Consider the following 14,571-nt stretch of genomic DNA (forward strand, 5'->3'; position numbering starts at 1 on the left):
TGTTTATTAATGAAAGAACTCCTTTTTTGTTTGTCACATAATTATGTTGATAAAGTTTAATGATGACACGTTGAAAAAAAATAGAAAAGAAGGCAAAGATGGCGTTGGTTAATAAGAGAAGCATGATCATTGTAGTTGGAAAAGGGATGTCAATTCCTACAAAAATAAGAGAAAAAAGCGAAACGAATAGAATAGTTAGAAAAATACTGATTGATTTGGTAGCCATTAGAAGTCCTTTCGTTAAGTATGGAATTAATAAGATATTACTAGAATAGCACAAGAGATTCAGACAAAATGACGATTACGAAATGCACCTACAGTTTAAATCTGGTTATATGAATATGCCATCACAAAACTCCGGAATTACTAATAGATCAACGAACTTCACTTATAGCACGTCACAATTTTTAGAAAATTATATTGTAACCGTTTACAAGTTGGATTATAATATTGAAAAGTGAAACGTTTCTATTGGTGAATTGAGGATTTTGAGTATCGAACGACAATTCAAACGTTTATATTTACCGAAAATCCTATTTTTTTATACTATATCGAAACGTTTCGAGCAGCTATACCCACATGCATTGACCATATGATTTAATCCATTTTTACTCCAGTACCCCGGTTACTCCGGATGAAGAGGTGATTTATGAAAAGCATAGCTATAAAAGATGAAAAGGTAATCGTGGACGGTCAGGAGGTCTTCTTGTTCGGTGGAGAACTTCACTACTTTCGAATTCCTAAGCAAGACTGGCGCGAGCGCATCCAGCAAGTAAAAGAAGCGGGAGCGAACATGATCAGCACGTACGTGCCATGGATTTTTCACGAGTATGAGGAAGGTGTTACGGATCTTACCGGAACCTCTCGTCCAGAACGTGATCTACATACGTTTCTGCAGCTCGTAAAAGAAGAGGGGATGTACTGTCTAGTCCGTCCGGGTCCATATGTGATGGCAGAGATCGTGGATCATGGGGTTCCAACATGGTTCATCGATAACTACCCGGAGGCAGTAGCTAGAACGAATGTTGGCGATATTCATCCAACCCGAGTCGTAAGTTACAGCCATCCAACATTCTTAAAAAAAACAGAGCTTTGGTATGAAAAAGTTTGTGCCGTTATTAAGCCGTTTTTAGTCTCAAACGGCGGTCCGGTTATCCTTTTTCAGCTCGATAACGAAGTAGGGATGTTCCACTGGGTGACGAACCAGCCTGATTTCAATGCATCAACATTACAAGAGTTTCAACAACATCTGAGAACCCACTATACAGAACAATCGTTTCAAGAAACATTCCGCATTCCGTTTAGCGACATCCAACAGTTCGCGGAAAACATGACGAAAAAGCCTGAAGCGATCTACGCTCATGCATTACGAAATGAATTCGGCTTATTTTTACGACAGCACTACAAGCGTTTCATCGAGCATCTGAAACAGTCAGCAGAAGAAAAAGGCATCAACGTTCCGTTCGTCGTAAACATTCATGGCTTTCATGGAATCGATATCTTAAAGCGTGGCACGATGTACCCGATCGGCATTTCGCAGCTGCTCGAAACAGCCAAAATCGAGAACACACTCATGGCTGGTGATTATTATATCGGCAACATCGAGTATGACAGCTATGTGGATATCGTTTTAGCAAACGCCTTTACAAAAGCGATCCAATGGAAAGAGCAGCCGCTTTTCTCAGCTGAGTTCCAAGGTGGAAGCATCCACGATAAGCCGAAGCTTCAACCAACAACGTTTGATCTGACGACGCGCTTGTGTATCGCGGACGGGATGAACGGTGTGAACTATTACATGTTTGGTGCGGGCGAGAACTATGAAAACATCGGCTTGTTCGGCAGACGTCACGATTGGCAGGCACCACTCACTAAGTCGGGCAAGAAGAATCCGCACTATCCTGTAATTCAGCATATCGGAAAGATGCTTCAAACATTTGAGAGCTCACTTCTGCAAACGAAGCCAGTCGTTGATACACATCTCGGTTTTTATCCGGATTATTACATGACTGAGTTTCACGATGAACACACGAAACACATGGTGAATCAGATTCAGCGTGACCGTGAAACGTTTATGGCGAACGGCATCGCGAAGGCGCTTCGCGTGAACAACATCATCTATGATGCGATCAACGTGCAGGATGATGCCGAAATCGATCCGAATGAAATCCCTTCTCTATGGATGTTTACCACAGAGTGGATGGATGAAAACATTCAGCAAAAGATCGTTACGTATCTAGAGAACGGTGGAAAGCTTATCCTGTTCCCTACGATTCCGACCAAAACACTGAAAAACATACCGTGCACGATTTTGAAAGACTACATCAACGTATCGGTAAAAGAAACAAAGCACCGCGCGTTTGGTCAGATTAATCAGGCGGACAACGTGTTGATCGACCGAGCTGAGATCTATGAAGCAACAGATGGAGCGTTCGCTCATATAGAGGACAAGCCGGACGAAGTGATCGCGTTTGAAAAACAGCTTGGAAAAGGTCAGCTCTATATGTTTGGAATCGGTATGGATCACGGCTTTCATTATCAAAACGACATCATCGTCGAGCTTGCCAAACGAGCTGGAATCGAGAGTCGTTTCAAACTAGAAGAAGAGCTTGATATTACCGTTCGATCTTCGCCAGAAAAAGGAGACTTCTTCTTCCTTCAAAACTTTGATGAATTTAAGAAGACGACGACGATAACGTACGACGGAACAACTCTTTTCGGTGGAAAAGAAATCTCGATTCCGATGCGAAGCGGCCTCATGCTACCAGTTAACGTACCGTTACATGAAGACCTGTTCATCGAATACGGAACTGGCGAAATCTATGAAACTCTGCAGCAACAAGACGAGATTTCACTCACTATAAAAATGATTCAAAAAGAAGAAGAGTTCGTCTTCCGTTCCTCCTCCTGGAAACCTGTAGACACTAAAGAGGTTTCAATCGAGGAAGTCCAAGATCACACATACAAAGTGCTGATTTCAACAACAGAAGACACAGCATCCATTCGGTTCCAACCAGCGTTCGCAAACGCTATTCAACCATAAGTAAGGCTATCTTCTTGTTGCACTGCTTTCTTAATTCTCATCCCTGAATAAGTTGATTGAAGTGTAGGGTGAGAGACTCCTGCGGGACAAGCGGTCAGGTGAGACCCTTAAAGGCGCAAAGCGGCAAGGGGCTCACCGCCTGCCCCGCGGAAAGCGAAGCACCCGAAACGGAAATCAACACTTTCAAAAGCAACAGAGCAAAATAGCCCAAAAAATTAAATCGGGAGTTGATAGGTAATGAAAAAGATTTTATCACTATTCATGATCATCGCACTGCTATTTTCAGTAGCAGCTTGTAGCTCAGATGACAAAGCAAGCTCTGACAACAAGAAAGAAAACGTAACCATCTCGTATGCAAGCTGGTCACTTGGTACTGAAAAAGAACAAAACCTCGAGCGCCTGATGATCAAAGCGTTTGAGAAAAAGTATCCGAACATCAAAGTTAAGATCGACGAGTCGATTAACCCAACAGACTGGAACGGAACACTCGCTGCTGCAGCAAGTGCGGGCAAGATGCCAGATGTTTTCGCTCTTCCACAGATTCCATCGTCACTATCAAACGATTGGTTGATGGACATCACCAAAATGACGGAAAAAGATAAAGATTTTGCAAACATTCCAGAAGCAGTTCGTGAATCAGCGACTTACAACGATAAAGTGTATGCGGTTCCATTCGCACAGCATTTCTTAGGCTACTTAGTAAACAAAGATCTGTTTAACGAAGCGAACCTGGATTACCCTGAGTTTGGTTTTTCACTAGAAGAGTACACGAAATCCATTAAAGAAGTAACGAACATTAACAAAGGTGTAGCTGGAACGAACCACGCGTTCTCCGTAACAGACTGGTATCCAGCAGCAGCTAACCCAGACATGGGCTGGTATACGGTTCAAGACGGTCAATACTCTCTTGACTCAAAAGAATTCATCGCAGGAGCTAATCTTGCAAAAGAAATCACAACGAACAACTACGCGTACGAGTCACTTCCAGATGACTTGAAGGCTAATTTTAAAGGCGAGAACCCAGAAGAAGTATGGATGAACGGACAAGTTGCTGTGAAATGGGACGGTACTTGGGGAGTTCCTGCTCTTGTTGAAAATGGAACGTTTGACTTTGACTTCATCGGTCTTCCTGGTGGAAGAACGGGTGTAACGAACGACTTTGTTGGAATTTCTAAAACGAGTAAGCACGCTGAAGAAGCATTCCTTTTCTCTAAGTGGATGTCATTCGGTAAAGAAGGTTTCATGAAGCGTATGGAAATCGCTGAAAAAGAAGGAAAAGCACTGAACACACTACCTGTTAACGCAGATCCTGAAATTTTAGATGAGTACTTCGCGATCAATGAAGTGCCTGGAATCAAGACAGCTTATGACAACTTAGACAACGCAGTCGTTGAGCCGGTTAAAACCGTACCTGGCTATGTTGATGCACGTTGGGAAGCTCCAACAGGCGTGAAGGTTGGAGAAGAAGCAAACGCGAAAGTGGCCGTGATTTTAGATAACGTGATCAAAGGAAATCTAAAGATCGAAGACTACGCAAAGCAGCTTGATCAATTAGCAGACCAAAAGAGCAAAGAAGCTAGTGAGGCTTTAAAAGATAAATAGAAAGCCTGAAGTTTAAGGGGAGGTTGATAGTATGAAGTTTAAAAGATTTCTTTGGTTAGGTTTAGCGCTGTGTCTCATTATTCCACAACCCTATGCATCTGCTGAAGGCAACAGTCAGGATAATAAGCCTGCCGAACAAGTCGTGGAGGAAAACTATCATACCGTCCTTAACAGTTGGGAGAAGAAAGGGACAGGGGACGCTTCAGATTTTGAAGCGTCTGTCTCTCCTTCTGATTTTAAGATCAAAGACAAAAAGAACCTTTTGTCAGATTCAGAGAGTAAGGGCTATAACGATCGTGTTTTCTATTGGCATAACCGAGAGTCCGTGTCTTATGAAGTCAATGTGGAGGAAGCGGGACTTTATGAGCTAGCGTTTGATTATTATCCACTGAGCAACGAGGTTGTTCCAATAGAGGGCGCCATTCAGGTAAACGGTAACTATCCTTTTTATGAAAGCCGCAGAATCGTGTTTCCGGCCGACTGGAAAAACGAGAAAAACACCTTTGAGAAAGATCGGTTCGATAACGACATGATTCCGAAGCAGAAGCGGATCGAGCGTTGGAACACGTTAACAGCAGAAGATGCGAGTCAGCTTCAATCTGAGCCGCTTCGTTACGAACTTAAAAAAGGAAGTAATACGATCCAGCTTACGAACCTATCAGGCGAGATGCTGCTAGGAAAAGCGTACGTTAAATCACCTAGCAAACTACCAAGCTATAAAGATTACGTAAAGAAACATGAAAACGCAAAATTAGCTGAAACAACGATTACGCGTGAAGCCGAGAAGGATTACGAAAAGAACAGCTCGTACATACGTCCTTTTGCAGCAGATGATTCATCGGCGGTACCGAGCTCTCCAAAGAACCTTCTATTAAACACGCTAGGCTCTGAATCGTGGAAAGACTCCGGACAGACGGTGAACTGGAACGTCAACGTGAAGAAAGATGGCTTTTATAAGCTGACATTTAAAGTATTGCAGAACAAAGAGACAGGTGGCCCGGTTTTCCGAAAACTATTGATCGACGGAAAAGTTCCGTTTCAAGAAGCTTCGCCCGTTACGTTCCCATTCAATAAAAACTGGGATAACGTCACGTTGAAAGATGAAGATGGAAAAGCATATCTGTTTTATCTATCAAAAGGGAGTCATCAGATCGGTCTAGAAGCTGACGCTGCCCCTGTTGAGCCTGTTCTTCATACGACGAACAAAGTGATGCGCGAGATGGAGGAGCTGACGCTTGAGATCCGAAAGCTTACCGGGAATCAGACAGATACATCTCGTGGCTGGAAGATCAGCGAGTACATTCCAGGCATTGATAAAAAACTTGCGGGCTGGGCAGACGAGCTTGAGCAAGAACTGAAGTACCTTAGAAAACTTGATGAAACAAAAGAAGATTCAAAAGATATGGTCTCGCTTGAGATGGCGGTTCAAAAGCTAAGAGCACTTAGCAAAAAGCCGGACCAGATTCCAAGCCGACTCACAGAGCTGTCAGAAGGATCGTCATCAGCGGCACAGCTGCTCGGAAACATGCTCGTAACGTTGCCAGAACAGCCGTTAACGATCGACCGGTTCTACGTGCATGGTGATGAAAAAGAAGTGCCAGATGCAGAAGCAGGTTTTTGGGAAAAGCTGATCGACTCGATTCAACGCTTCTTCTTATCGTTCTTCTCTGAAAATTATTCAGCGAGTGAAGCAGAAGAAGATACGTTAGAGGTTTGGGTGAACCGACCTCGTCAATATGTTGAACTTCTACAAAATCTATCTGATCAAAACTTTACGCCAGAAACAGGAATCAAAGTAAAATTCTCGATCATGCCAGAAGAGCAGAAGCTGATTCTCGCAAGTGCGTCGAACAAACAGCCAGACATTGCGCTTGGTATCTCTTCATGGTTGCCTTACGAGTTATCCATCCGCGGTGCGGCCGTTGATCTGCATCAGTTCGATGACTTTGAAAAGTTCAGCAAGCAGTTCTCACCAGGAGCTTTTCTACCGCTCATGATCGGTGATTCGGTTTATGCGATGCCAGAGACGCAAGATTTCTTTGTGCAGTTTTACCGAAAAGATATTATGCAAGCACTCGGTCTTCCGGTTCCAGATACGTGGGATGACGTAAAGAGCATCTTGCCAGAGCTTCAGCGTTTTGGGATGAACTATTATACGCATATCGCTGGTGCAACAGGCTTTAAGCCGTTCCAAGCAACCGCTCCGTTCGTGTATCAGTTTGATGGAGATCTATACGGAAAAGATGGAATGAAGACGGCGATTGGAACAGAAGAATCACTAAAAGGTATTCAATTTATGGCAGAGCTGAACACGATCTATAGCATGCCGTTACAAGTGCCAAACTTTTATAACCATTTCCGATATTCAACACTTCCGATCGGAACAGCAAACTTTACGACATACACACAGCTAACAGCAGCCGCTCCAGAAATCGCAGGATGGTGGGATATTGCACCACATCCTGGTGTGAAGAAAGAAGATGGAACGGTGGAGCGTTGGGCAACAGGTTCTGGTCAGTCTGCGATGATCTTCAAAGGGACGAAGAGCAAGGAAGATTCATGGGAGCTTTTAAAATGGTGGCTGTCAGAAGATACGCAGACCGAGTTCGCGACAAATCTTCAGATGCTGTACGGACCAGAATACATGTGGAACACGTCCAACCTAGAAGCGTTTAAGAACCTTCCTTGGCCAGAGCAGCATAAGAAAACGATTCTGAAGCAATGGGAGTATCTATACGAAGTACCGAAGAATCCAGGTTCGTACATGATCGAGCGTGAGCTTTCGAACATCTGGAACCGCATCGTGTTCGACGGTGTGAACCCGAGATCCGCAGTTGACGATTCAGTTGTTGCGATCGACCGGGAGATCAAGCGAAAGATGGAAGAGTTCGGATATGTGAAAGACGGCAAGATGGTCAAGCCGTATCCGATTCCTACGATAGAACAAGTGAAAAGTTGGGCAGGCGATGAGAATGAAAAAGAAACCAAATAAACGAGATTATTCACCGTGGATGTTCCTTGCTCCGTATATCATCTTTTTTACAACGTTTATCATCATACCTGTTGCAGCGGCAATCCTACTGTCATTCACGTATTTTAACGCGATCGAAACACCGACGTTCATTGGTTTGAGCAACTATGTCGGTCTGATCACACAAGATGAAGTGTTCATGCAGAAGATCCTGCCGAACACGTTAACGTTCGCATTGATCGTGGGCCCTGGCGGGTATATCTTATCGTTCATACTCGCTTGGGCGCTTGCTCAAGTACCAAAGCGTATGCGAACGGTGCTTGCACTGATCATCTACTCGCCATCTATGACAGCGGGTGTTGCGATGGCCGTTGTTTGGACCATCATCTTCTCTGGCGATGAAACAGGTTATCTAAACAGCTTACTTCTCACGATGGGTGTGCTGTTAGAGCCGATCCAATGGCTGCAGTCGCCTGAGTACCTCATGAAGATTATGATCTTTGTAACGCTTTGGGGCTCTATGGGTGTTGGATTCCTCGCGATGTTATCAGGTGTTCTAAACATTAACACCGAGATCTATGAAGCGGGATACATCGACGGCATCAGCAATCGTTTTCAAGAGATCATCTATATTACAATCCCGTCCATGAAGCCGCAGATGTTGTTCGGCGCGGTCATGGCAGTCGTTGGAACGTTTCAAGCTGGTGCGATCGGTGTGGCGCTTTCTGGTGCTAACCCGACACCGCAATATGCGGGTCAGCTTATGGTCAACCACTTAGAAGATTATGGATTTATCCGTTATGAAATGGGTTACGCAGCAGCGATCTCGGTCGTGCTGCTTATCGTTGTATATCTGTTCTCGAAAGTAGCCTGGAGGCTGTTTGGAGAGAAAGACTAGCGAAAAAGGAGTGATCAACATGTCAGCCTTTCAAGGAACAAGAATGAACCCGTCAAAGTTCCATAGGAGTCAGCTGAAATTTCTTGCGTTTTTAATTCCACTGGCTATCTTTATGGCTTTGCCGATCGTCTATATATTCTTTCATGCGTTCAAACCGATCGACGAACTGTTCGCGTATCCACCGCGCTTTTTTGTAGAAAACCCAACATTGCAGAACTTTGTAGACCTTTTTACCAAGACGAACGATACCGGTGTTCCGATGTCGCGCTTTCTGTTCAACTCTGTTGTCGTTACGCTGATCGTTGTTGTTCTGACCGTTATCATCAGCACGATGGCAGGCTACGCGCTATCTAAGAAAAATTTTAGAATGAAAAAAGCGATCTTTGAGATCAACACGTTAGCGCTCATGTTCGTACCAGCAGCGGTTATGATTCCGCGTTACCTGTTGATCGATGAACTCGGCTTGATCAATACGTTTTTGGTTCATATCCTACCGCTACTCGCGATGCCGATCGGTCTGTTTCTCGTCAAACAGTTTATCGATCAGATACCCGATGAACTGCTTGAAGCAGCGAGGCTAGACGGAGCTTCTGATTTTCAGATCTTCGTACGGATCATCATACCGCTCGTCAAACCTGCAATCGCAACCATCGCGATCCTATCGTTCCAGCTCGTTTGGAACAGTGTGGAGAGTTCGTCACTTTATGTGAACGACGAAGGACTGAAGACGTTCTCGTTCTACATGTCGACGTTAACTTCAACGGTTGAAGGAAACAACGTAGCAGGACAAGGACTTGCAGCAGCAGCTTCCTTGATCATGTTCGTACCAAACTTAATCATCTTTATAATTCTGCAGAGCCAGGTGATGAACACGATGGCCCACTCAGGAATCAAGTAAGAAAGTAGGAGGGGGGAGAAATGAAGCGCATTGCCCAATTTGTAGCATTATTGGTATTCCTGCTTGTTCCGATCTCGTCTATCGCTTCTGCTTCTGTCCCTTATCAGACAGAAACGTTATCAGCAGACGGTCAGACGATCGAAACACAGACTGCCTACACACCGGTCGGAACATTGTTACCAGACGTTGAGATCATGAACCCAGAAGATATTTTCTCTGATACAAAAGGAAACCTTTATATCGCGGATTCTGGTGCTAAGAAGATTCTCGTCGCCGACAAGAACGGTAAATTTTTACGCGAGATCGGAAAAGGTGTTCTTAAATCACCAACTGGCGTCTATGTGGACGAAAACGAAAAAATCTTTGTAGCGGATTATGAAGAAGAAAAGGTATTCCGCTTTTCACAAGACGGCAAGGTCGAGGAGCAATACGGAAAGCCGGATTCACCGCTTTTCGGTAAAAGTTCTTCTTTTAAACCACAAAAAGTAGCAGTTGACCGTCGCGGCAGCATCTATGTGATCAGTGAAGGGTCAACGAACGGAATCATTCAGCTTAGTAAGGATGGCGGATTTCTCGGCTATTATGGCGTAAACAGCACCGAAGGATCGTTTGGAACGTTTTTGCAGAAGCTTCTCACTTCAGAGAGCAAAAAAGCAAATATGTTCATGAAGACACCTCCTGCGCCAGATAACATCGCGCTTGATGATCAAGGCCTCGTCTATTCCGTAACAGAAGGAACGACGAACGAAGTCATCAAAAAGCTGAACGTTGCCGGAAAGAACATGCTGTTTGGTGATATCTCTGATGAGAAGTCACTGCAAGATATCGCGGTCGATCACGACGGAAACATGTTCGTCGTATCAAGCACCGGCGAGATCTATGAATATGACAGCTTCGGAAATTTGCTATTCATCTTCGGCGGTAAAGACGACGGAACGAACCGTCTTGGCTTGTTCAAACAACCGACAGGCATCACGATTGATCCTGACGGCAGACTGTACGTTACAGACAAAGAACGCGGCATGATCCAAGTCTTTGAATCTACTGCTTTTTCAAAACAAGTACATGAAGGAATCGCGCTTTTTAAAGAAGGCCGTTATGTAGAGAGTCAGAAATATTGGGAAGAAGTGCTGGAGATGAACTCTTCGTTCGGTCTCGCGCATTCTGCCATGGGCTCTGCTTACTACAAACAACAAGACTATGATAAGGCGCTAGAAGAGTATCAGTTTGCAAACGACGTGTTTGGTTATTCCGACTCGTTCTGGGAGGTCCGTCACGCGTGGATGCAAGAGAACTTGGAAACGGTGCTGTTCACGTTCATATTCTTCGGGATTTTGTACTATATCGTAAAAGTGATCGACAAAAAGAAAGGCATTCTGAATCAGCCGCGCAAAAGAATCGGTGCGATTAAGAAACAGAGATTGATAGGAGAACTGCTCTTTTTGTTCAAGTTCTTCCGTCATCCGATCGACAGTTTTTATTATTTGAAAAAGAAACAGTACGCATCGATCCTATCAGCGACGATTCTATATGTAATCTTAATCGTCGAGTATATTTACAGCCGCTTCTATACCGGATTTATCTTTAAAACGGTGAGCAGCGATGCTAACTTAGTCGGCGAGCTTCTCTTACTGCTCGTACCGCTCGCACTGTTCAGTGTGGTGAACTATCTCGTTAGTACGATCAACGATGGTGAAGGAAGGTTCAAGGACATCTATATCGGAACGATCTATTCACTCGCTCCGTTCCTCGTGTTCAGTCCGATCCTTACTCTTTTGTCGAACGTGCTGACTTATAATGAATCATTTGTTTATGTGTTCTCGATCCGCATCATCTACGCATGGTGTCTGATCATCCTTTTCATCATGCTAAAAGAGATCCATAACTACACGTTCTCAGACACGATCCGAAACATCTTCGTCACGCTGTTCGGAATGGTGATCATGCTTCTTGTCGTGTTTATCGTGTTCGTGTTGATCGATCAAGTATACGATTTTGTTTATTCCATCATAAAGGAGGCTGTTCTTCGTGTATAAAAAGATAAGTATCGCGCTTCTTACCTTGCTCGTACCGATCTCTGTATTCGCCGCGCAAGATGATAAGAAAAGTACGGAGCAGCTTCCCGTACCAACAGAAAAGAGTCAAAATGTGATGAAGTATACATCTTCATCGTTTACGAAGCCTGAGAAAGAAGATGCGGCTCCGATCAAACAGAAAAACTCGTTTCAAGGCTTTGAAAAAGCAGCCGAGAACAAAAATCTCGCTCTTTATGTGAACGAAGAAACGCTTGCGATCAAGATACAGAACAAGAAAACAAAATACGTCTGGAACTCTGGGCTTGATAACCCCGATCAGTACCGACTGAACAAAACGTGGGAACAGATGGCTCAATCAGCGATCACCGTTGATTATATGGACCGTCGCGGAAAGGTGAAAACCGAGAGCATCACGACGAACGATTCTAGACCTCGTGTGAAGATGAACGATAAAGGGTTCACGGCCTCTCTTTACATGAACCAGTCGAAGTTAGAATTTGAACTGAACGTGGAGCTTCAAGAAAACGATCTTGTTGTTTCAATTCCTGAGAATGAGATCAAAGAAAACAAATACACGAAGCTCATTTCTATGCGCGTTTATCCGTTTTTAGGTGCAGTGAACAAGAGTGACATCAACGGTTACATGTTCATCCCAGACGGCTCTGGTGCATTGATTCGTTATGAAAAGAACGGAACAAAAGCCGATGCGCCGTTTACAGGATCCATTTACGGTGATGATGAAGCCTTTTTGAAAACGAAAGTGAAGAAGGAAGAAGAAGAAAAAGTAACACCGGTGGAAGAGATCAAGATGCCAGTATTCGGAACGGTTCATGGTGTGAAACAGAATGCGTTTCTTGCCGTGATTGAAGAAGGCTATACGCATGGAGACATTTTAGCGTATCCGTCTGGTGTTTCGACCGATTTTAACTGGATTTCTTCTGAATTTCATTTTAGAAAAGAATATTATCAGCCGACGAGTAAGAACATGAAAGGTCTGAACGTTTATCAAAAAACAAAGAATCCGTTCGGCGTTAAGCTGAGATACATGTTCTTACAAGAAGATGACGCTGATTATGTAGGTATGGCGAAAGCGTATCAAAACCATCTTTCTGAAACAAAACAGCTCAAAAAGAGTGATGACAATACCGGTGTAAGACTTGAATTTCTAGGTGGCGAAGTGAAGGAAGGTCTGTTGTGGGACTCTGTTCTGCCGATGACGAAGGTGACAGACATTCCGAGCATGACATCTGAACTCAAAAAAGACATCAATGATCTGTTTGTCGTCTATAAAGGCTGGTCGGAAGGCGGTCTAACCGGTACATTGCCTCAGAAGTTTCCGTTTGAAAGTGAACTAGGAAGCAGTGACGACGTGAAGAACACGATCGACAGTCTTAAAAAAGATAACATTCCGCTCTATTTTTATAGCGATTACACAAAAGCCTATGACGGCGCATCCGGATATTCTGGTAGCAAAGATGTAGCGAAAAAGATTAGTGCAGAGACGATCTCACACAGTGAAGATAAGAAGACACTGTATTATCTATCGCCAGAAAAATCTCTTGCAATCGCAAAAGAGGATGCAAAGGAATTTAAGGAACAGGGCATTTCAAACGTAGCGATCGATACGAGCGGTTACACGCTGTTCTCTGACTTCAGCGGAAAAAAATCGAGCGAGCGAAACCAGACGATCAAAACGTATCAAAAGCTTTTTGGCACATTAAATAAAGAAGTAGGAAACGTTGCTCTTTATGAGCCGAACACGTATCTATGGAGTCAGACGGATCGCTATCTCGACATTCCGATGAACGCTTCTAACTATGTGTTTGAAACAGACACGGTGCCGTTTTTGCAGATCGTGCTAAAAGGCTATATGCCATATTACGCACCGTTCTCGAACTTTCAGTCAGATTCGGAAGATCAGATGCTGCGCATGATCGAGTACGGAGCGTATCCATCGTATCTTTTAACGAAGGAAGCGTCACACCTTCTTGCTAAAACAGCATCGAGTGACGTATATACATCAGAATACTACATCTGGAAAGACAAGATTTTGTATCAGTACGAAAACATTAAGAAAAGTCTTGGTGAGGTAGAAGGCGAAGAAATCGTCAGCCGTAATGTGCCTCAAACAGGCATCGTAGAAGTAGAGTATTCGAACGGAAAAGTGATTATCGTTAACTATACGAACACGACTTATAAAAGTAATGGTACTGAAGTGAAACCTAAGGATTTTGTGGTAACAGAAGGAGGAGAAAGCGATGAAACGACTAGGCAATAACAGAAATCTAACAGGATTGCTGTTTGTTTCACCATGGATCATCGGCTTTCTCGTCTTTACGGCGTTTCCGCTTCTATACTCACTCTTTTTAAGCTTTCAGGAAGTGAAAATTACGACAGATGGCATCAAAACGAATTTTGTCAGCTTTGGAAACTATGAATACGCGTTTTCGGTCGATGGAACGTTCGTTGACCGCGTCCTAACCTATCTAGAAGAGATGGTCATCTCAGTTCCGATCATCATCGTCTTTTCATTGATCATCGCTCTATTGTTAAACCAGAAGATCAAGTTCCGCGGACTGTTCCGTACGATTTTCTTTCTGCCCGTAATCATTGCAAGCGGACCGGTTATCAAAGAGCTGATCGATCAAGGAATCACAACCATTCCTTCTATTGAACAATACGCGATCTATCAAGCGTTAAATGATAACCCGGATGGTTTCTTTAACGGGATCTTACTGTATTTAATAAAAAACCTGATTGTAATCCTTTGGTATTCAGGCGTACAGATCTTAATTTTCTTAGCTGCTCTTCAAAAGATGGACAAGCAGATCTTTGAAGCGGCGAAAATCGACGGTGCGAGCAACTGGGAGTTCTTTTGGAAGATCACCCTGCCAAGTCTAAAGCCGATGATCATCGTTAACTTGATCTACACGATCGTAACGTATTCGGTATTCTCGCTGAATCCGATCATCGAACATATTCAGAAAAACATGTTTAAAGTAGACACAGGTTATGGCTATGCTTCGGCACTATCTTGGATCTACTTCTTGATCATTGCCGCAGCGCTTGCGATCGCGGTTGGTGTGATGACGGTAAAAAGAAAGAAAAAATACACCTAAGAGGATG

8 protein-coding genes are annotated in these 14,571 nt (G+C 43.8%); all 8 read left to right on the forward strand.

Features of this window, described 5'->3' with window-relative positions; all coding sequences use genetic code 11:
- The first annotated feature begins 649 nt into the window (after positions 1 to 649).
- The 8 genes from HU823_RS08055 to HU823_RS08090 all read left to right on the forward strand — a co-directional run bounded on the left by HU823_RS08055 (position 650) and on the right by HU823_RS08090 (position 14,564).
- Positions 650 to 3,040, forward strand: coding sequence for a beta-galactosidase (locus HU823_RS08055; RefSeq protein ID WP_197221735.1), 2,391 nt, complete (start codon positions 650 to 652; stop codon positions 3,038 to 3,040).
- Between the two features lie 237 nt (positions 3,041 to 3,277).
- The gene (locus HU823_RS08060) at positions 3,278 to 4,642 is read left to right on the forward strand and encodes an ABC transporter substrate-binding protein (RefSeq protein WP_197221736.1); all 1,365 of its coding nucleotides are present in this window, start codon (positions 3,278 to 3,280) and stop codon (positions 4,640 to 4,642) included.
- A gap of 31 nt (positions 4,643 to 4,673) precedes the next feature.
- Entirely contained in the window at positions 4,674 to 7,634 is a 2,961-nt protein-coding gene (locus tag HU823_RS08065) for an extracellular solute-binding protein (protein ID WP_197221737.1), read from the forward strand.
- On the forward strand, positions 7,615 to 8,511 hold the full coding sequence (locus HU823_RS08070; RefSeq protein ID WP_191752600.1) for a carbohydrate ABC transporter permease: 897 nt from the start codon (positions 7,615 to 7,617) through the stop codon (positions 8,509 to 8,511). Before HU823_RS08065 ends, HU823_RS08070 begins: the two co-directional genes overlap by 20 nt.
- A gap of 19 nt (positions 8,512 to 8,530) precedes the next feature.
- Positions 8,531 to 9,409, forward strand: a complete 879-nt coding sequence (locus tag HU823_RS08075) for a carbohydrate ABC transporter permease (protein ID WP_197221739.1) — start codon at positions 8,531 to 8,533, stop codon at positions 9,407 to 9,409.
- A gap of 20 nt (positions 9,410 to 9,429) precedes the next feature.
- On the forward strand, positions 9,430 to 11,445 hold the full coding sequence (locus HU823_RS08080) for a YIP1 family protein (RefSeq protein WP_197221740.1): 2,016 nt from the start codon (positions 9,430 to 9,432) through the stop codon (positions 11,443 to 11,445).
- Positions 11,438 to 13,723 (forward strand): DUF5696 domain-containing protein, encoded by a 2,286-nt coding sequence (locus HU823_RS08085; RefSeq protein ID WP_197221741.1) that lies wholly within the window; start codon positions 11,438 to 11,440, stop codon positions 13,721 to 13,723. The genes HU823_RS08080 and HU823_RS08085 overlap by 8 nt, the downstream gene beginning before the upstream one ends.
- Positions 13,704 to 14,564, forward strand: a complete 861-nt coding sequence (locus HU823_RS08090; RefSeq protein WP_137790828.1) for a carbohydrate ABC transporter permease — start codon at positions 13,704 to 13,706, stop codon at positions 14,562 to 14,564. Before HU823_RS08085 ends, HU823_RS08090 begins: the two co-directional genes overlap by 20 nt.
- The last annotated feature ends 7 nt before the right edge of the window (positions 14,565 to 14,571 follow it).

This window comes from Fictibacillus sp. 18YEL24 (genome assembly GCF_015903855.1).
Taxonomy (GTDB): domain Bacteria; phylum Bacillota; class Bacilli; order Bacillales; family Fictibacillaceae; genus Fictibacillus; species Fictibacillus phosphorivorans_C.